At 72.1% G+C, this 17,766-nt stretch carries 19 protein-coding genes; 9 read left to right on the forward strand and 10 right to left on the reverse strand.

What is annotated here, in order from left to right; translation table 11 throughout:
• Window positions 1-102: 102 nt before the first annotated feature.
• Window positions 103-564: a pyridoxamine 5'-phosphate oxidase family protein gene (locus AB0927_RS24765; RefSeq protein ID WP_366669897.1), complete on the forward strand. Its 462-nt coding sequence runs from the start codon at window positions 103-105 to the stop codon at window positions 562-564.
• Between the two features lie 75 nt (window positions 565-639).
• Here AB0927_RS24765 and AB0927_RS24770 read toward each other — a convergent pair whose 3' ends face one another.
• Window positions 640-1,251, reverse strand: a complete 612-nt coding sequence (locus tag AB0927_RS24770; protein WP_366669898.1) for a helix-turn-helix domain-containing protein — start codon at window positions 1,249-1,251, stop codon at window positions 640-642.
• 102 nt (window positions 1,252-1,353) lie between these two features.
• Here AB0927_RS24770 and AB0927_RS24775 point away from each other — a divergent pair, with 102 nt between their 5' ends.
• Entirely contained in the window at window positions 1,354-1,797 is a 444-nt protein-coding gene (locus AB0927_RS24775) for a nuclear transport factor 2 family protein (protein ID WP_366669899.1), read from the forward strand.
• Window positions 1,798-1,813: 16 nt separating this feature from the next.
• On the opposite strand, the gene AB0927_RS24780 is transcribed toward AB0927_RS24775, so the two are convergent.
• Complete coding sequence (locus AB0927_RS24780) at window positions 1,814-2,302, reverse strand: DinB family protein (protein ID WP_366669900.1); 489 nt, start codon at window positions 2,300-2,302, stop codon at window positions 1,814-1,816.
• 80 nt (window positions 2,303-2,382) lie between these two features.
• Between AB0927_RS24780 and AB0927_RS24785 the strand changes: the two genes are divergently transcribed.
• From AB0927_RS24785 to AB0927_RS24810, 6 genes are all read left to right on the forward strand, one after another.
• Window positions 2,383-3,447: a biotin/lipoate A/B protein ligase family protein gene (locus tag AB0927_RS24785; protein WP_366669901.1), complete on the forward strand. Its 1,065-nt coding sequence runs from the start codon at window positions 2,383-2,385 to the stop codon at window positions 3,445-3,447.
• A 201-nt stretch (window positions 3,448-3,648) separates the two neighbouring features.
• Complete coding sequence (locus tag AB0927_RS24790) at window positions 3,649-4,161, forward strand: SAV_915 family protein (RefSeq protein WP_366669902.1); 513 nt, start codon at window positions 3,649-3,651, stop codon at window positions 4,159-4,161.
• A complete protein-coding gene (locus tag AB0927_RS24795) occupies window positions 4,158-4,460 on the forward strand; it encodes a DUF6317 family protein (protein WP_366669903.1) in 303 nt (100 codons plus the stop codon). Before AB0927_RS24790 ends, AB0927_RS24795 begins: the two co-directional genes overlap by 4 nt.
• A complete protein-coding gene (locus AB0927_RS24800; protein ID WP_366669904.1) occupies window positions 4,460-5,758 on the forward strand; it encodes a hypothetical protein in 1,299 nt (432 codons plus the stop codon). The genes AB0927_RS24795 and AB0927_RS24800 overlap by 1 nt, the downstream gene beginning before the upstream one ends.
• Window positions 5,736-6,272, forward strand: coding sequence for a hypothetical protein (locus AB0927_RS24805; RefSeq protein WP_366669905.1), 537 nt, complete (start codon window positions 5,736-5,738; stop codon window positions 6,270-6,272). Before AB0927_RS24800 ends, AB0927_RS24805 begins: the two co-directional genes overlap by 23 nt.
• 161 nt (window positions 6,273-6,433) lie before the next feature.
• Complete coding sequence (locus AB0927_RS24810) at window positions 6,434-7,123, forward strand: hypothetical protein (protein ID WP_366669906.1); 690 nt, start codon at window positions 6,434-6,436, stop codon at window positions 7,121-7,123.
• 27 nt (window positions 7,124-7,150) lie between these two features.
• Here AB0927_RS24810 and AB0927_RS24815 read toward each other — a convergent pair whose 3' ends face one another.
• The 8 genes from AB0927_RS24815 to AB0927_RS24850 form a co-directional block, all read right to left on the reverse strand.
• Window positions 7,151-8,680, reverse strand: coding sequence for an NCS1 family nucleobase:cation symporter-1 (locus AB0927_RS24815; protein ID WP_366669907.1), 1,530 nt, complete (start codon window positions 8,678-8,680; stop codon window positions 7,151-7,153).
• A 155-nt stretch (window positions 8,681-8,835) separates the two neighbouring features.
• Complete coding sequence (locus AB0927_RS24820) at window positions 8,836-9,858, reverse strand: TIGR03842 family LLM class F420-dependent oxidoreductase (RefSeq protein WP_366669908.1); 1,023 nt, start codon at window positions 9,856-9,858, stop codon at window positions 8,836-8,838.
• A gap of 11 nt (window positions 9,859-9,869) precedes the next feature.
• Window positions 9,870-11,273 (reverse strand): dihydropyrimidinase, encoded by a 1,404-nt coding sequence (gene hydA / locus AB0927_RS24825; protein ID WP_366669909.1) that lies wholly within the window; start codon window positions 11,271-11,273, stop codon window positions 9,870-9,872.
• A gap of 119 nt (window positions 11,274-11,392) precedes the next feature.
• Window positions 11,393-12,235: a nitrilase-related carbon-nitrogen hydrolase gene (locus AB0927_RS24830; RefSeq protein WP_366669910.1), complete on the reverse strand. Its 843-nt coding sequence runs from the start codon at window positions 12,233-12,235 to the stop codon at window positions 11,393-11,395.
• A gap of 155 nt (window positions 12,236-12,390) precedes the next feature.
• Window positions 12,391-13,968, reverse strand: coding sequence for a PucR family transcriptional regulator (locus tag AB0927_RS24835; RefSeq protein ID WP_366669911.1), 1,578 nt, complete (start codon window positions 13,966-13,968; stop codon window positions 12,391-12,393).
• Between the two features lie 58 nt (window positions 13,969-14,026).
• On the reverse strand, window positions 14,027-15,313 hold the full coding sequence (locus AB0927_RS24840) for an aspartate aminotransferase family protein (protein ID WP_366669912.1): 1,287 nt from the start codon (window positions 15,311-15,313) through the stop codon (window positions 14,027-14,029).
• Window positions 15,310-16,152 (reverse strand): nitrilase-related carbon-nitrogen hydrolase, encoded by an 843-nt coding sequence (locus tag AB0927_RS24845; RefSeq protein ID WP_366669913.1) that lies wholly within the window; start codon window positions 16,150-16,152, stop codon window positions 15,310-15,312. The genes AB0927_RS24840 and AB0927_RS24845 overlap by 4 nt, the downstream gene beginning before the upstream one ends.
• A 421-nt stretch (window positions 16,153-16,573) precedes the next feature.
• The gene (locus AB0927_RS24850; RefSeq protein ID WP_366669914.1) at window positions 16,574-16,828 is read right to left on the reverse strand and encodes a helix-turn-helix transcriptional regulator; all 255 of its coding nucleotides are present in this window, start codon (window positions 16,826-16,828) and stop codon (window positions 16,574-16,576) included.
• Window positions 16,829-16,913: 85 nt separating this feature from the next.
• Here AB0927_RS24850 and map point away from each other — a divergent pair, with 85 nt between their 5' ends.
• Window positions 16,914-17,690: a type I methionyl aminopeptidase gene (gene map, locus AB0927_RS24855; RefSeq protein WP_366669915.1), complete on the forward strand. Its 777-nt coding sequence runs from the start codon at window positions 16,914-16,916 to the stop codon at window positions 17,688-17,690.
• Window positions 17,691-17,766 lie beyond the last annotated feature (76 nt).

Raw genomic sequence — 17,766 nt, forward strand, 5'->3', positions numbered from 1 at the left:
GACGGGTCTCTTACGGGACCAGAGACCGACCGGTCGTCGGTCGCGGGGAGTAGGTCGTGCGCCCCAGGCGCGCCGGGCGCCCGCTGGCTAGGGTCGGCCCTCATGGAGACCACGGGAACCGTTCGCCGCCGGACGGCGGAGCGGATGCGCGACACGCTGGAGCGGCTCGTCACCGAGCGGGACGTATGGGTGTCGACGGCTCACCCTGATCACGGGCCGCACCAGGTGCCGCTGTGGTTCTCGTGGGACGGCCGAGCGGTGTGGATGTGCACCGACGCCGCGTCCGCGACCGTGCGCAACGTCCGCGAAGAGCCGCGCGTGCGCCTGGCGCTGCCGGACACCACCGACGTGGTGCTCCTCCAGGGTGAGGCGGAGTGCTTCCCGGACCGGGAGGTGCCCGCGGGCGCGGCGGAGGCGTTCGCCGGAAAGTTCGGGTGGGATCCGCGCGCGGAAGAGGGTTCCTTCGTGTACGTACGCGTGGTCCCGAGGACCGTGCGCGCCTGGCGCGGGGTGCCGGAACTGCGCGGAAGAGTCGTCATGCGCGACGGAACCTGGCTCGGATGACGGCCGCCCTGCTGGTGACGGCTCTCGCCACCAGCGGTCAGGCCGCCACCGGCACGTTCACCTGGTACGACGGTTTCAGACCGCCGGGAGCGGGGGCTGTCCGCTTCTCAGGCCGTCGCGGACGACCGCGCGGGCGCGCCGCGCGGACTCGGGATGGCCGTCCAGGTGCTCCAGCATGCGGCAGGTGCCCACCAGGATCGCCGTCAGCTCCGGTACCTCCAGGTCCCGTCGCACCACACCGGCCCGCTGGGCGCCGTCGAGGAGTTCGGTGAGCACCTCCCGCAGGGCGCGCCCGGCCTCGGAGGTGGCGGCCCGCACATCGACTCCCGCGTCCGCGAGCGCCGCGGCGAAGGCGTTCTTGACCGGGGACTGGTCCAGCACCAGGTCGAAGAACGCGAAGAGGGCGTGCGCCGGCCCGGCCTCCGCCAGCAGGCGCCGCCCCTCCTCGGCCATCCGCTCCAGTCGCCGGACGAGCACCGCTTCGAGCAGGGCTTCCTTGGTGGGGAAATGCCGGAACACGGTGGCGATGCCGACCTTCGCCTCCCGGGCGATCTCCTCGGTCGACGCGCCGGTACCCCGCTCGGCGAAGACCGTCTCGGCGACCTCCAGCAGCCGCGCGCGGTTTCGCCGTGCGTCGGCGCGCAGGGGCTTCGCGCCTTTGGCGGGGGGAGTCTGATCTGTCGTCACGTGGTCCTCACCATGCCTGGACAAACGGAGTCGCGTATCCGTATCGTCGTGAACCGGAGTCGCCTATCCGATTGTAGGCGGCGCGGGTCACGGAGGTCAGCCATGTCCGCATCAGCTACGCCGCGCGAGGTCTTCGGGCGGTTGATCGGCCTCATCTCGGCAGGCGAGTGGAGCGAACTGCCCGAGCTCTACGCGGAGGACGCCGAGGTGGAGATCGTCTTCTCGCCCGTGCCCCCGCGCCGCGTCCACGGCCGGGCGGAACTCCGCGAGCGCTTCGCCGCCCTGGCGGCCGCCGACGCGGTCCGCCTGCGCGCCGAGGACGTCCACGTCCACGAGACCGACGATCCCGAGGTGGTGATCGCCGAGTTCGCCTACGCGGGCCTGTACCCCGCCACCGGCCGCACCTTCCGCACCGCCAACATCCAGGTCCTGCGCGTCAGGGACGGCCTGATCGTCGAGACCCGCGACTACCACGACCACCTCGCCTTCGCCGCGGCGGACGGTCGCGCGAGCCAGTTGCTCGCCGCGACGGACCAGCCGGGCTGAGCCGCCGGGGCGGCACTCAGCGCGGGCCGAGTCCCGTCCGCCCGTCGAGGAGTTCGCGGACGACATCCAGATGGCCGGCGTGCCGCGCGGTCTCCTCGATCATGTGCAGCACGACCCCGCGCAGGTCGGTGATCTCGTCCCCGAGCGGACCGGGGTGACGGCCCCGCGGGGCTGCCGACAGCGGCGTACGGGCGATCACGGCGTCGGAACGCCGGCACTGGTCGTCGTAGAAGGCGAACACCATCTCGGGCGTTCGCGGCGTCGTCAACGGGGCATGGTCGTCGGGCCAGGCCAACGGCTCGGCCGCCCCGGTGACGATCTCCTGGAACCAGTGCCGCTCCGCGTACCCGAGGTGTTCCACGAGCCCGAGGGGGGTCCAGCCGGAGGGCAGGACCGACGCGGTCAGGGCTTGCGTGCCGAGGCCGTCGACAATGGCCAGCACGCTGGCTCGCTGCGCCGCGAGGAACGCCGACAGCGCCTTCTTCTCCATGTGATCCGTGTTCATGCGCGGCATGGTGCCAGCGGCCACTGACAAGGCGTCTCGGGCAGAATCTGAGTCAAAGCCGCGTGAAAGGAGGCGAAGCCGTGCATGGCGAGTACAAGGTGCCCGGCGGCAAGCTGGTCGTCGTGGATCTGGATGTCGAGGAAGGCGTGCTGCGCGACGTACGCGTCGCCGGGGACTTCTTCCTGGAGCCGGACGAAGCGATCTTCTCGATCAACGCGGCCCTGGAGGGTGCGCCCGCGTCGACGGACGCCGCGGGGCTGGCCGCCCGGATCACGGCGGCGCTGCCGGAGCCGACCATGATGCTCGGGCTGACGGCGGAGGGCGTCGGCATCGCCGTCCGGCGCGCCCTGGCCCGCGCGACCGAGTGGAGCGACTACGACTGGCAACTGGTGCACGGGGAGCCGCAGGCGCCGGCCCTGCACATGGCGCTGGACGAGGTGATCACCGCCGAGGTGGCCGCCGGGCGGCGGGCCCCGACGCTGCGGGTGTGGGAGTGGGCCTCGCCCGCCGTGGTGATCGGCAGCTTCCAGTCGCTGCGCAACGAGGTGGACCCCGAAGGGGCCGCGAGGCACGGGGTGACCGTGGTGCGCCGCGTCTCCGGCGGCGGGGCCATGTTCGTCGAGCCCATGAGCACGATCACGTACTCCCTGTCCGTGCCGGAGTCCCTGGTCTCCGGCCTCTCCTTCGCGGACAGCTACGCCTACCTCGACGACTGGGTGCTGGGCGCCCTCGCCGACATGGGCATCAAGGCCTGGTACCAGCCCCTGAACGACATCGCCACCGAGGCCGGCAAGATCGCCGGTGCCGCCCAGAAGCGCGTGGTCGGCCCGGACGGCGGCCCCGGCGCCGTCCTCCACCACGTGACGATGTCCTACGACATCGACGCCGACAAGATGACCGAGGTGCTGCGCATCGGCCGCGAGAAGCTGTCGGACAAGGGGACCAGGAGCGCCAAGAAGCGGGTCGACCCGCTCCGCCGGCAGACGGGCCTCGCGCGGGAGCAGGTGATCGAGAACATGATCGCCTCCTTCCGCGGCCGCTACGGGCTGACCACCGGCGAGGTCACGGCGCAAGAGCTGGCCCGCGCCGAGGAGTTGGTCCGCACGAAGTTCGCCACCGAGGAGTGGACCGCCCGGGTGCCATAGGCGTCGCGTGACCGTCTCCTCACGGACGGGCACGATTCAGGTACGGGTCAAGGTATGCCCATGCCCCGGCCAAGCCCGCGTATGGGTTCGGTGCATGTCCAGGTCACCTGCCGCGACATACCGGATTTGCCCCGCCGTCCGCTGGCTACCGTGGTCGGGCCTGAATCGGCCATGCACGACCACGGGGAAGAGGTGACGGCGGTGACGGCGCCGATACGTTCACGCCTGCTCGATTTCGTGGAGCCGGTGCCGGAACCACCGGGGGAAGCCGCCCCCGGACAGGGACCGCGACCGCGCCGCTCCGCGCTGCTGGACCTCGCCGAGTCCGCCCCTCCCCCGCCCCCGGCGGCCGACGGCCGGCCGGGCCCCCGGCCGGGTGTGCCGCCGTACCACACGCCGGTGTGCGTGCCCGCGCATCCGCGGTCCGTCGCCGGGACCGGCACCGACGGCCGCCCGGCCCGTGTGCCCTTCATCGTCGTGGAACTCTTCGAACACCCCACCCAGGGCACGGTCGCCTTCGCCTTCTCCTCCCCGGCCAGGCTGGCGGCGGCGCTCGGCGAGGCGCAGCCGTGGGTGGCCAGTTCGCTCGGCCCGCTGGCCGAGGAGCTGGACGGGCGGGGCATCACCGTCCTGCTCGACCCGCGCGTCGCGCCCGGAGAAGCCAACTGGCGGCCCGAGGACCTGGCCGCCCTCGCACAGGAGGTACGCCGGTGACGGCCGACTTCAAGGTCATCTACGACGACCTCGCCGGGCTGGCCAAGGCCTTCCACGACCAGGCCGGCGACTACCGCAAGCTGGCCCCGGACGTGTCCCCGGCCATCGTCAGCGGCGGCGACCCGGCGCTGGACGCCGCGATCAAGGAGGTCGCGGACCTCATCATCGCCCTGCACACCGGGCTCGCCGACCGCATGGACGACCACGGCGACAAGGCCGCGTACGCGCGCGACTCCTTCCACCGGCACGACGTGGACATCCACGGCGTCTTCGAGGACCTGACGGAGGGTCTGGACTGATGGGCGACAGCTGGGTCGGCGGCGACATCGGCGGGCTGCACACCATGGCCACCACGTACAAGAACGCCAAGGAGAAGCTCGACGGCGTGGTCAAGCCGCTGAGCACGGCGGTCGAGAAGCTGGCGAGCGACGCGAGCTGGAAGGGCGAGGCGGCCGAGACGTTCCGCGGCAAGTGGAGCGAGGACGAGATCACGGCCGGCGGCTTCGCCGAGCTGGTGCACCAGGCGGGCACCATCCTCGGCACCCTCGCCGACTCGCTGACCACGTGCGAGACGTCCCTCCAGAACGCGGAGCACACCGCGACCCGCAAGGGCGTGGTCACGGACGCCAAGGGCGCGCCGCAGCCGATCATGACGGCGAACCCGCCGAGCGCGGACGACCAGAAGATCATCTCCGCGATGAACGAGTACGGGAAGGCGCGCGACCGGATCCTGCACACCGCCCAGCACGCGCGGCTGGAGGCGGCGCAGCAGTTGTCGGACCTGTACGACCAGGTGACGTCGAAGGACAGCGCGGTGTCCACCGGCGACAAGGTCACCATCGCGGACTACCTGCGCGGTCTGTACGCGTACGACGCCGAGGACGCCCGCGCCGGCGGCGAGAAGGCCCGCTCCAAGCTGGACGACGCCAAGCAGGCGGCGCAGGACGCCAAGAAGGAGCTGCGCGCCGAGCGCAAGGCGTACCAGAAGGCGGGCAAGGCGCTGCCCAAGGACCTGCCCGCCAAGAGCGCGTACAAGGACGCGCTCACCAAGGTGGACGACCTGGAGGACGCGATCGCGCGCGCGGAGAACGGCAGCACCAAGCTGCCCTACGACCGCGCCCTCAACGTGAAGCTGGCCGACGCGGCGGATCTGCTGCGCGCGGGCAAGAGCCTGGAGGCGGTCCCGGACTTCCTGAAGGAGATCCCGGTCCTGGACGTCGCGGCGGCCGGCGCGTGCGGGCTCCTGGAGGCGTCCGACGACCACGACAAGGGCTGGTCGTGGCAGAAGTCGATCACCGTCGACGGCGGTGCCAACATCGCGGGGCTCGCGGCCGGTACGGCCATCACGGCGGGCCTGGTGGCCGCCGCGCCCTTCGACGTGCCCGTCGCGGTGGTGGCGGGGGTCGGCGGTGCGGTGGTGATCGGCGCGACCGGCATCATCGACCACTCCTTCCACGAGCACTGGAGCGAGGACATCCACGACCACGGCGTGGTCGGCGGTGTCCTGACGGGCTCGGGACACGTACTGTCCAAGACCGGGGACGACTTCAAGCGACTCGGAAAGGACGCCTGGCATGGCATCAAGAGCCTCTTCTGACGCCCCGGCCGGCCCGGCCCCCGTCCGCGTCCCGGCCCTGCCGGGGCTCGGCACCACCTGGTACGCGCGCGGCCCGCGCTACTGGCTGCGCCGCGCAAGCGGTGCCCTGCTGTGGTTCCTCGTGCTGGCCTTCTTCTGCTACGCGGCGCTCGAACTGTACAGCGGCTTCCGGGAGCAACTGCCGTCCGCCGTACGCACGGTGTGGGACTGGGCGCAGGCCCTCGCGTCCGTGGTCGCGCTGGTGTGGGGCTGGCTGGTGCAGCGCCGGGGTCACCGGGAGAAGCTCCAGGACCCGCCGGTCCCGGAGGAGTTCCGCTCCGGCAAGCGGGACGAGGTGCGCCGGACCACCTGGCTGACCCTCGTCGGCCGGCTGCTCGTGGTGGTCGCGGCGCCCGTCCTGCCCGCCTTCGCGGCCTGGGCCGTCGGCTGGTGCGCCGCCGCCTTCACGGTGCGCGAGTACCCGAGCGAGGTCGGCGCCCGCCGCTGGCTGGAGACGCGTCCCGCGGGCCGGTGACACCGCCCCGCGCGAGAAGGTCCACGCAAAAGCGGGCGGAGCGGTACGTCGTGACCGTGCCCCCGTGACCGCGTGGACACCCAGCGAGTTCGCGCTTCCGCCGCACGGACAGCCGTGTGACACTGTCGTCCCCGTCCCCCCTCCCCCACGAGATGTGCGCCGTGCGTTCTCTGCCTCTGCCGCTCGCCCTCACCGCCCGGCTGACCCCGGTCGCGGTCCTCGCCTGCGCCGGATGGGCGCTGTCCTCCGGTCCCGCCGCGCCGCGGACGTCCGCCGGGCACCGGGCCGAGGCGAGCACGTCCGGCCCGTCGTCCGCCGCGCCCTCGGCCTCCGCCCCGGCGGCGAAGAAGTACGCCAGCGCGTCCTCCCCCTGCTCCGCCGTGCCCGCCTCGACCGTCAAGGCCCTGGTACCCGGGGCGAAGACGGGCGGCAAGGAGATCCCCTCGACCGATCCCGAACTGCGCCGCACCTGCTCCTGGAACGCCCTGCACGGCTACGACTACCACTGGCTCGACGTCTCCTACGAGATCAGCGGCTCCGAGCAGGAGGCCGAGCAGGAGTACCGGCAGCAGGTGGGCAAGAAGGACGGCGGCGGCTCCGTGCCGGGGCTCGGGGACAGCGCGTACTCCGTCGTCGACCTCTCCACCGAGGACAAGCAGCAGACCCGCGAGGGCGTGGTGGTGGTGCGCGTCTCCAACGCCCTGGTCGTGGTGACGTACAGCGGCAGCGACTTCGACACCAAGAAGGCGCCGGGGACGGACGAGATCAACAAGGGCGCCATCAAGGCGGCGCGGGCCGCGGTCGGGGCGCTCGGGGGCGGGCAGTCCGGATCCGGGTCCGGATCCGGCTGATCGGCCCGCCCGCCCCCGGGGGACGGCTCAGGCCGTGGCCCGCTCCCGGCCGCCCGTGAGCAGGGTCAGCACCAGGTAGAGCACCAGCGAGGTGCCCAGGCCGACCGCCCAGCCGTAGTCCGCGAGCGGCGCGAGGGCCGGGACCGGCCGGCCGTCGTAGAGCGGTTTGAGGCTCGCGCCGCCGATCGCGAGGACGCCGCCGGCGAGGAAGGCGAGGACCGCCCGCCAGTTCCAGCCGCCCGCGTACCAGTAGCGGCCGCCGGTGCGGTACAGGTCGGCGAGGACGAGCCGGGTGCGGCGCACGATCCAGTAGTCGGCGACGAGGATGCCCGCGACGGTGCCGAGCAGTCCGCCGACCAGGCCGAGCCAGGTGAAGATGTAGCCCTGCGGGTCGGAGTACAGCTTCCACGGGCAGATCAGCACCGCGAGGACCGCGGTGATGAGCGCGCCGGTGCGGAAACTCACCCTGCTGGGCGCCACGTTGGAGAAGTCGAAGGCCGGGGAGACGAGGTTGGCGGCGATGTTCACCGAGAGGGTCGCCACCAGGACCGTGACCAGGGCGTAGAGCAGGCCGACCACGTTGTCGGTCTTCGCGGCCAGCTGTACCGGGTCCCAGACGGGCTTGCCGTAGACCGCCTGGGATCCGGAGGTGACCAGCACGGAGAGGAGGGCGAAGAGGGTCATCGTGGTGGGCAGGCCGAGTGCCTGGCCCCGGGTCTGGGCCTTCTGGCTGCGGCCGTAGCGGGTGAAGTCCGGGATGTTCAGGGACAGCGTGGACCAGAAGCCGATCATGCCCATCAGGGACGGCCAGAACAGCTTCCAGAACTCGCCGCCCCAGCCGAGCCGGGACGGCTGGTCGAACAGCGGTCCGACCCCGCCCGCCTTGGACGCCATCCACCACAGCATCACGAACGCGCCGACCAGCACGAACGGCGCGGCCCAGTTCTCGAAGCGGCGGATGGTCTCCATGCCCCGGTGGATGATGGCGACCTGGAGCACCCAGAAGAGGGCGAACGAGAGCCACATGGTCCAGGCGTAGCCGGCGACGTGCGCCGCGCCCGACCAGCCGTCGCCGATCAGTTTCCCGGCGAGGAAGTAGATGGCCTCGCCGCCGATCCAGGTCTGGATGCCGAACCAGCCGCAGGCCACCAACGCCCGCACGACGGCGGGGAGGTTGGCGCCGCGCACCCCGAAGGAGGCGCGGGCGAAGACCGGGAAGGGGATGCCGTACTTGGGTCCGGCGTGCCCGGTCAGCAGCATCGGCACCAGGACGACCAGGTTGGCGACGGCGATGGTGAACACCGCCTGTTTCCAGTCCATGCCGACGGCGATCAGGCCGGAGGCCAGCGTCCAGGAGGCGGTGTTGTGGGCCATGCCGACCCACAGCGCGGAGAAGTTGTACGTCGTCCACGTGCGCCGCCCGGCCGGGACCGGCAGCAGGTCCTCGTTGGCGTAGCGGCCGCTGGGCTGCGGCGCGCCGGGGGCGATCTCCACCCGGCCGTCGGCGAGGGTGACTTGGGCCGACGGTGGTATGTGCGTGGGAGCGGTGTCGGTCATGGGCAGGCCCCAATCGGGAGTCGAGGTGGGTCGGCGCAGGCCGTTGCGGGCAGCAGCCCCTCCCCGCGGGGAGGCGGGGAGGGGTGACCAGGGGTGGGGGGTTGGGGTGGGACCCCCGAGGGGACCGGGTGAGAGAGTGAAGAGGCTTCGCGCGGTCAGGAGTTGACGGCCGCGATCACCTGCGTGCCGTAGGCGTCGATGGTGGCCTCCTGCGCGTCGTGCATGTCGTACAGCGCGAACTGGTCGACGCCCAGGGCGCGCAGCGCGTTCAGTTTCTCGACGTGCCGCTCGGCCGGGCCGACGAGGCAGAAGCGGTCCACGATCTCGTCGGGCACGAACTCGGTGTCGGGGTTGCCGCTGCGCCCGTGGTGGGCGTAGTCGTAGCCCTGCCGGGCCTTGATGTAGTCGGTGAGTTCCGCCGGGATCTGGGCGGAGTGTTCGCCGTACTTGGCGACCAGGTCGGCGACGTGGTTGCCGACCATGCCGCCGAACCAGCGGCACTGGTCGCGGGCGTGCGCGAGGGCCTCGGGCGAGTCGTCGGCGGTGACGTACGCCGGGGCCGCCACGCAGATGGTGACGTCGGCGGGGTCGCGGCCGGCCGCCCGGGCCGCGTCCTTGACGGTCTTCACCATGTACTCGGTGAGGTACAGGTCGGCGAGCTGGAGGATGAACCCGTCGGCCTCCTCGCCGGTCATCTTCAGCGCCTTGGGCCCGTACGCGGCCATCCACACCGGGAGCCGGGCACCGGGCCGCACCCAGGGGAACCTGACGACCGCGCCGCCGCCGAGGTCGGCGGAGTCGCCCCGGCCGAGGGCGCGGATCACCTTCATGGCGCCGCTGATGCGCGCCAGGGTGTTGGGCTTGCGGCCCGCGACGCGCATCGCGGAGTCGCCGCGGCCGATGCCGCACACGGTGCGGTTGCCGAACATGTCGTTGAGGGTGGCGAAGGTGGAGGCGGTGACCTCCGGGGTGCGGGTGGACGGGTTGGTGACCATCGGGCCGACCGTCAGCTTCTGCGTACGGGAGAGGATCTGGCTGTAGATCACGAACGGCTCCTGCCACAGCACGGCGGAATCGAAGGTCCAGCCGTAACGGAAGCCGTTGTGTTCGGCCCGTTGCATGAGGTCGATGACGCGGGAGGCCGGCGGGTCGGTCTGCAGGACGAGTCCGAAGTCCATGGGCACTGCTCCTAGTCGAGGTACTGGCAGATGGAGCGGGGGGTGTAGACGCCGTGTCCGGCGTGCCCGGTGTACTCCCGCCGGTCGATGACGGTCTCGCCGCGTGAGAGGACCGTCTCCACCCGGCCGGTGATCCGCTTGCCCTCGTACGCCGAGTAGTCGACGTTCATGTGGTGCGTCTCGGCGGAGATCACCTGCTCGGCCCGCGGGTCGTAGATCACCACGTCGGCGTCGGCGCCCGGGGCGATGGTGCCCTTCTTCGGGTAGAGGCCGAACATCCGCGCCGGGGTGGCGCAGGCGATCTCGATCCAGCGGCGGCGGGAGATGTGCCCCTCGACGACGGCCTGGTGGAGGAGGTCCATCCGGTTCTCCACCCCCGGCAGCCCGTTGGGGATCTTGGAGAAGTCGCCGCGTCCCAGCTCCTTCTGGCCGCTGAAGCAGAAGGGGCAGTGGTCGGTGGAGACCACCTGGAGGTCGTTGGTGCGCAGGCCCCGCCAGAGCGCCGCCTGGTGCTCCCTGGGCCGCAGGGGCGTCGAGCACACGTACTTGGCGCCCTCGAAGTCCGGCTCGGCGAGGTTGTCGGTGGACAGGAACAGGTACTGCGGGCAGGTCTCGCCGAACACATGGAGCCCGTCGTCGCGGGCCCGCGTCAGCTCGGCGACCGCCTCCGTCGCCGAGACGTGCACGACGTACAGCGGCGCGCCCGCGACCTGGGCGAGCCGGATGGCGCGGTGGGTGGCCTCGGCCTCCAGCAGCGCCTTGCGGACCTCGCCGTGGTAGCGCGGGTCCCGCTCGCCGCGGGCGAGGGCCTGTTCGACCAGGACGTCGATGGCGATGCCGTTCTCGGCGTGCATCATGATCAGCCCGCCGTTCTCGGCGGCGCGCTGCATGGCGCGCAGGATCTGGCCGTCGTCGGAGTAGAAGACCCCGGGGTAGGCCATGAACTGCTTGAAGGAGGTCACGCCTTCCTCGACGAGGAGGTCCATCTCCTTGAGCGTCTCGTCGTTCACATCGGAGACGATCATGTGGAAGGCGTAGTCGATCGCGCAGTTGCCCTCGGCCTTCTCGTGCCAGGCGTCCAGGCCCTCGCGCAGGGTGTGGCCGACGCTCTGGATCGCGAAGTCCACGATGGTGGTCGTGCCGCCCCAGGCGGCGGCGCGGGTGCCGGTCTCGAAGGTGTCGGAGGCGTAGGTGCCGCCGAAGGGCATCTCCATGTGGGTGTGGCCGTCGACGCCGCCGGGGATGACGTACTTCCCGGTGGCGTCGATGGTGCGGTCGGCGGTGAGCGCCTCGGCGGCGGGGGTCGCGGAGGCCGCGAGGGCGGCGATGCGGCCGTCCTCGATGAGGACGTCGGCGTGGATCTCGTCGGATGCGGTGATGACGAGACCACCGCGGATGATGGTTCGGCCGGTCATGGGTCCTCTCTCGTGGTCGGCTGCGGGTGGCGTCGTGGTCGCTCGCGCCCACGCGGCGGTGGCCGCGGATCAGGCCCGGCCCCGCGCCCCGCGCGGGGCGCCGCGCACGGGCGCGGTTCCTACGGGGCCGTCAGCGGGCCGTACGCGCCGGGAGCGCGGTCCCGGTAGAACTGCCAGCGGTCGCGGACCTCGCGCAGTTTGGCGAGGTCCAGGTCGCGGACGACCAGTTCGGTCTCCTTGTCGCTCGCGACCTCGCCGACGAACTGGGCCTCGGGGTCCACGAAGTAGGTCGTGCCGTAGAAGTCGTTCTCGCCCAGCTCCTCCACGCCGACCCGGTTGATCGCGCCGACGAAGTACTCGTTGGCGGCGGCCGCCGCCGGCTGCTCCAGCTGCCACAGGTACCTGGACAGGCCGCGGGAGGTCGCCGAGGGGTTGAAGACGATCTCGGCGCCCGCGAGGCCGAGCGCCCGCCAGCCCTCCGGGAAGTGGCGGTCGTAGCAGATGTAGACGCCGATCCGGCCGACGGCGGTGTCGAAGACGGGCCAGCCGCTGTTGCCGGGGCGGAAGTAGAACTTCTCCCAGAATCCCTGCACTTGGGGGATGTGGGTCTTGCGGTACTTGCCCAGGTAGCTGCCGTCCGCGTCGATCACGGCGGCGGTGTTGTAGAGGACGCCCGGCTGTTCCTCCTCGTACATCGGCAGGATCAGGACGATGCCGAGGGCGCGGGCGAGGGACTGGAAGCGCTGGACGATCGGGCCCTCGGGGATCCGCTCGGCGTAGTCGTAGAACGCCTTGTCCTGGACCTGGCAGAAGTAGGGGCCGTAGAACAGCTCCTGGAAGCAGAGGACTTGGGCGCCCTGTGCGGCCGCGTCGCGGACCGCCTGCTCGTGGACCTGGATCATGGATTCCTTGTCGCCGGTCCAGGCGGTCTGGAAGAGGGCGGCACGGATCACTCGGCTCATCGGGACCTCCGGTAGCTGGGTGTGCGGTGAGCCTAGGAACCGGACGGGCCCTCTTCGACGGGCAGCGTGTCACGTCCCCGGGGGCTTCGCGTGCCACCGTGTCATGTCTGCGCGGGCCCATGTTTCACCGCCGTTTTCCCAGGTGATCACAGGTTTCAGCGTTGTTGCGCATCGTGCGCGAGGAGCGCGATGTGCACGGAGGCCGCCTGTTCGAAGTCGTCCAGGTCGACGCCGAGGCGGCCCTGTATGGCCTCCAGGCGGCGGTAGAGCGCGGGGCGGGAGACATGGTGGAGCCGGGCGGTGCGGGACTTGTTGCGGCCGGTGGCCAGATAGGTGCGCAGCACACCGAGCAGCTCGGGCTCGGGCGCCCGCAGCAGCCCGTCCAACTCCCGTTCCGCGAACGACTGCACGTCCGGATTCTCCCGCAACAGCCTTATCAGGCCCCGCAGATGGACGTCCTTCAGCCGTACGACGGCGGGCAGGCCGAGGGCCGCGGAGGAGCCGGTGACGGCCTCGGCGACATGGCGGGCCTCGCGCAGCCCGGCGGGCACCTCGTCCCAGACGGTGCGCGGGTCGGCGGCGGCGACCAGCGCGGTGCTCCGCCCGGTGCCCTCGCGCAGCCGGGCCGCGAACAGCGTGGTGAGCGCGTCGGCGGGCCGGTCGCGCGGGAGGCTGAGCAATACGGCGGTGACCCCGTCGGACAGCTCGGCGACGAGCCCGGACAGGCCCAGCACCCGCAACAGCCGGTCCAGCACGGCCGGTTCGGCGTCGGGGACGACGAGCGGGACGAAGGTGCGCAGATTGACCGGCAGCCCGGCGGCACGGGCGCGGGGCAGCAGTTGGCGGGCGGGGACGACGCCGGAGGCGAGGTCGGTGAGCAGGCTCTGCGCGGACTGTTCCTCCCAGGTCAGCGCGGAGCCGCCGAGCATGCGGTGCAGGACCAGGGCCTCGGCGGCCCGGTCGGCCAGCAGCCGCCCGGTGGCCGCCTCGCCCCGGTAGCCGCACAGCAGCAGCCGGCCCCAGCGTTCGCCGCGGCCGCCGAGTTCGGCGCTGATCCAGGCGTCGAGGGCGCCGCCGCCGGCCTGCCGGGCGACGCGCTCCCAGTCGCGCAGCACGTCGTCCACGGCGGAGCGCTCCCCCGCCGTGGCGAGGACGCGGTGGGCGAGGTTGGTGAGGACGACGGGACAGGCGCTGTGCCGGGCGACCTCGTCGAGGAGCCGCTGGAGCGGGGCGCCGGCCGTGATCAGCGCGGTGAGGTCGGTGCGGACCGCCTCCGAGAGGCTGACGGCCGCGAACTTGCGCCGCACCAGCCGCGACTGCACCTCCTCGGTCAGCTCGGCGAAGGGGAAGGGGCGGTGCAGGACGACCAGGGGCAGCCCGCAGCGTTCGGCGGCCCGGCGCATCACCTCGGGCGGGGTGGGAAAGGCCCGCCCGAGGCCGAGGACCACGGCGGCGGCCTCGGCGCGGTGCAGGGACTGGATGTACTCGGCCTGCCCGCTCTCGTCGCCGGCGAGGAGCACGCCGGTGGTGAGCACCATCTCGCCGCCGGTGAGCATCACGCCCACGTCGGCGGCCTCGGCGACGTGCACCCAGCGCACGGGCCGGTCGAGGCCGCCGGCGCCGGCCACCACCTCGGGCTCCCCGGCGAGCACCCGCTCCAGCGTCAGCACCTGGCGCACCGAGAGGGCGGGTTCCGGCAGGGCGGCGAGGCGGGATTCGTAGGTGGTGGTCATGGCCGTGTCCCCTTGGTGCTCGGCAGTGCCAGGTGTCCCCTTGTGTAGTGCGTGTTTGTTACGAGTACGCGCTCCTCAGCGCGTCTTCCAGAATGCCGGCGCCCTCCTCGGCCTCCGCGACGGTCAGCGACAGCGGTGGGGCGACGCGCAGGGCGCTGGTGTCGTGACCGCCGCCCTTGCCGATGAGCAGGCCGCCGGCCCGGGCCGCCTCCAGGACGGCGGCGGCCGCCTGCGGGTCGGCCTCGTCGGTGCCCGGCTTCGCCAGTTCGATGCCGATCATCAGACCCCGGCCGCGGACCTCGCGTACGCCGGGCAGTTGGGCGGCGACGGACCGAAGGCGCTCGCCGAGCAGGCCGCCGACCCGGCGGGCGTTGCCCTGGAGGTCGTGTTCGAGGAGGTAGGTGAGGTTGGCGAGGCCGGCGGCCATGGTGAGCTGGGTGCCGCCGAAGGTGGAGATGCTGTTGGCGTCCAGGCAGTTCATGATCTCGGCGCGGGCGATGACACCGCCGATGGAGGCACCGTTGCCGATGCCCTTGGCGAAGGTGACGATGTCCGGCGGGCCGCTGCGGGCGTGCGCCTGCCAGCCCCAGAAGTGGTCGCCGGTGCGGCCCCAGCCGGTCTGCACCTCGTCGGAGATCCACAGGATGCCGTGCTCCCTCAGCACGTCGTGGAACGCCGCGTACAGCCCGTCGGGCGGGGAGGTGAACCCGCCGACGCCCTGGATGGGTTCGGCGATCAGCGCGGCCGGGGGCCGGGTGTGGCCGAGGATATCCCGCAGGTCGGCGACGCAGGCGTCGATGAAGGCGGCGTCGTCCAGGTGGGCGAAGGGTCCCCGGGTGCGGACGCCGCCGTGCACGTACAGGGTCTGGAGCGGGGACAGGGAGGTCGGGGACCAGCCGCGGTTGCCGGTGACGCCGACGGTGGAGAAGGAGCGGCCGTGGTAGCTGTTGCGCATGGCCAGGACGGTGTTGGTGCGCCGGTACGTGGTGGCGAGCAGCAGGGCGGTGTCGTTGGCCTCGGTGCCGGAGGTGGTGAAGAAGACGCGGGCGTCGGGGATGCCGCTCACGTGGGCGATGCGCTCGGCGAGTTCGACCATCGGGCGGTTGAGGTAGAGGGTCGAGGAGTGCAGGATGCGCCCGGCCTGTTCGCTGACCGCCTTGGTGACCTCGGGCAGCGCGTGCGCGGTCATGGTGGTGAGGATGCCGCCGAAGAAGTCCAGGTAGCGGTTGCCGTCCGAGTCCCAGACGTGGCGCCCTTCGCCGTGGGTGATCTCGATCGGGTCGTCGTAGTAGAGGGCGAGCCAGTCGGGCATCACCCTGCGGTGGCGGGAGTAGAGGTCGCTCACGGCTGCACCAGCCCTTCGTAGGCGTCGGGACGGCGGTCGCGGTAGAAGGCCCACTGCTGCCGTACGTCGTCGATGAGTCCGAAGTCCAGGTCCCGCACGAGGAGTTCCTCGGCCCGGTCGCTCGCCACGTCGCCGACGAACCGGCCCCGGGGGTCCACGAAGTACGACGTTCCGTAGAAGTCGTTGTCCCCGTACTCCTCCTGTCCCACCCGGTTGATGGCGGCGACGAAGTACTCGTTGGCGACGGCCGCGGCGGGCTGCTCCAGCCGCCACAGGTGGGCGGACAGGCTCCGGTGGGTGGCGGAGGGGTTGTAGACCAACTGGGCTCCCTGGAGGCCGAGTTGCCGCCAGCCCTCCGGGAAGTGGCGGTCGTAGCAGATGTAGACGCCGACCCTGCCGGCGGCGGTGTCGAAGACGGGCCAGCCGCGGTTGCCGGGGCGGAAGTAGTACTTCTCCCAGAAGCCCTCGACCTGGGGGATGTGGTGCTTGCGGTACTTGCCCAGGTAGGTGCCGTCGGCGTCGATCACGGCGGCGGTGTTGTAGTAGAACCCCGGCTGCTCGATCTCGAACACGGGCGCGACGATCACCATGCCGGTCTCCCGGGCGAGGTCTCTCATCCGCCGCACGGTCGGCCCGTCCGGCACGGGCTCGGCCCACCGGAAGTGTTCTTTGTCCTGGACCTGGCAGAAGTAGGGGGCGTTGAACACCTCCTGGAACCCGATGACCCGCGCGCCCCGCCGGGCCGCCTCACGGGCGTGCTCCTCGTGTTTCGCCACCATGGACCCGGTGTCGCCGGTCCAGGTGGCCTGGACCAGCGCGGCGCGGACGACGTTGGCCATGAGGTGCTCCTTCGACACGACGTCAGAGCCTCTACACCCGTAGAGCGACCGTAGAGGCACGAACGTAAGCCTCCTGAGGCGCCTTGCCAAGACCATCGCCATCAACCCGCTGGGACGACCCCGATTCACACTCCAGTGGGTGAGCCGGGGCGCGACGGTCACCCTGACGTCGGCCGTGCGGCGGGGCGCCCTGAAGGGGCGGCGGGGCCGACCACCGCATCGCCGGACCTCACCCATGCCATCGGCCAGGCACGCCACGCGCCGTAACGACGACAAGAGCCGAGCCGGCAGCCGGGGCGAGTCGTCGCCGTCGGCCGTGCCCGCCTGGCTCGGCCGCAGATCAGCGGAGCCCCGCGTCACCGGCCCGGGTCTCCGCCGTCGTCCATGAGCACGCGTCCCGTGCGCCTTCGGGTCTGCGAGGTCAGGCGGTCGGCAGCAGGGTGCAGTGGGTGATCAGGTCGTCCATCGACAGGCCGAGCACCCGGGACAGTGCGGCCACCGTGAAGAAGGCCGGGGTCGGGGCGCGGCCCGTCTCGATCTTGCGCAGGGTCTCGGCCGAGACGCCCGCCTCGGCGGCGACCTCCACCATGCTGCGGTCGCCGCGCGCCTCGCGCAGCAGCCGCCCGAGCCGCTCGCCGCGTTCGTGCTCTTCGGGGGTGAGGGGGGTGCGCACCATGCGCCCATTGTGCCCGCCGCCCTTCCCCATTCAAATACCGCCCACCACCCAGACCTCCAATTCAAATACCGGTATAGTAATTGGCATGGTGGAACTGAAGACGGACGCGTCGATCGACGCGATGCATGCCGCCGGCCAGGTCGTCGGGCAGGCCCTGAGCGCCGTACGGAAGGCCGCGGGCCCCGGGGTCTCGCTGCTGGAGCTGGACGAGGTGGCACGGGAGGTGCTGCGGGCGGCGGGGGCGTCGTCGCCCTTCCTCGGGTACCGGCCCTCCTTCGCCCCGACCCCCTTCCCCGCGGTGATCTGCGCCTCGGTCAACGACGCGATCGTGCACGGCGTCCCCACCGGGTACCGGCTGCGCGACGGCGACCTGCTCTCCGTCGACTGCGGGGCCGTACTGGACGGCTGGGCCGGCGACTCGGCGATCAGCTTCGTGGTGGGCCGGCCGCGCCCCGCGGACCTCCGGCTGATCGACACCGCCGAACGGGCGCTGGCCGCCGGCATCGCGGCCGCCGTCGTGGGCAACCGCGTCGGCGACATCGCCCACGCCGTCGGCACGGTCTGCCGCGCGGCGGGCTACGGCATCCCGCAGGACTTCGGCGGCCACGGCATCGGCCGCCGGATGCACGAGGACCCCGGGGTCCCCAACGAGGGCCGCCCCGGCCGCGGCCTCCCGCTGCGCCCCGGCCTGGTCCTCGCCATCGAGCCGATGCTGATCGGGGGCGGTCGCGACGACTACTACGAGGCCCCCGACGGCTGGACCCTGCGCACGAGCGACGGCTCCCGCGCGGCCCACGCGGAACACACCGTGGCGATCACGGAGGAGGGCCCCCGGATCCTGACGGCACGAGTGACGGCCTGACTGGGGGCGGGGAACCGCGCGGTCGGTCACCGCGCACCCGCACCCCGCCGCGCGCGAGCGCGCCCTCCGCCCCCTT

Origin of the sequence: Streptomyces sp. NPDC048106 (genome assembly GCF_040706415.1) — a bacterium.
In the GTDB taxonomy this organism is placed as follows: domain Bacteria; phylum Actinomycetota; class Actinomycetes; order Streptomycetales; family Streptomycetaceae; genus Streptomyces.

Coding starts and splice junctions, on each gene's coding strand:
- AB0927_RS24765 (WP_366669897.1), top strand. CDS start 103: ATGGAGACCACGGGAACCGTTCGCCGCCGGACGGCGGAGCGGATGCGC.
- AB0927_RS24775 (WP_366669899.1), top strand. CDS start 1,354: ATGTCCGCATCAGCTACGCCGCGCGAGGTCTTCGGGCGGTTGATCGGC.
- AB0927_RS24780 (WP_366669900.1), bottom strand. CDS start 2,302: ATGAACACGGATCACATGGAGAAGAAGGCGCTGTCGGCGTTCCTCGCG.
- AB0927_RS24800 (WP_366669904.1), top strand. CDS start 4,460: ATGGGCGACAGCTGGGTCGGCGGCGACATCGGCGGGCTGCACACCATG.
- AB0927_RS24805 (WP_366669905.1), top strand. CDS start 5,736: ATGGCATCAAGAGCCTCTTCTGACGCCCCGGCCGGCCCGGCCCCCGTC.
- AB0927_RS24815 (WP_366669907.1), bottom strand. CDS start 8,680: ATGACCGACACCGCTCCCACGCACATACCACCGTCGGCCCAAGTCACC.
- AB0927_RS24820 (WP_366669908.1), bottom strand. CDS start 9,858: ATGGACTTCGGACTCGTCCTGCAGACCGACCCGCCGGCCTCCCGCGTC.
- hydA (WP_366669909.1), bottom strand. CDS start 11,273: ATGACCGGCCGAACCATCATCCGCGGTGGTCTCGTCATCACCGCATCC.
- AB0927_RS24830 (WP_366669910.1), bottom strand. CDS start 12,235: ATGAGCCGAGTGATCCGTGCCGCCCTCTTCCAGACCGCCTGGACCGGC.
- AB0927_RS24835 (WP_366669911.1), bottom strand. CDS start 13,968: ATGACCACCACCTACGAATCCCGCCTCGCCGCCCTGCCGGAACCCGCC.
- AB0927_RS24845 (WP_366669913.1), bottom strand. CDS start 16,152: ATGGCCAACGTCGTCCGCGCCGCGCTGGTCCAGGCCACCTGGACCGGC.
- AB0927_RS24850 (WP_366669914.1), bottom strand. CDS start 16,828: ATGGTGCGCACCCCCCTCACCCCCGAAGAGCACGAACGCGGCGAGCGG.
- map (WP_366669915.1), top strand. CDS start 16,914: ATGGTGGAACTGAAGACGGACGCGTCGATCGACGCGATGCATGCCGCC.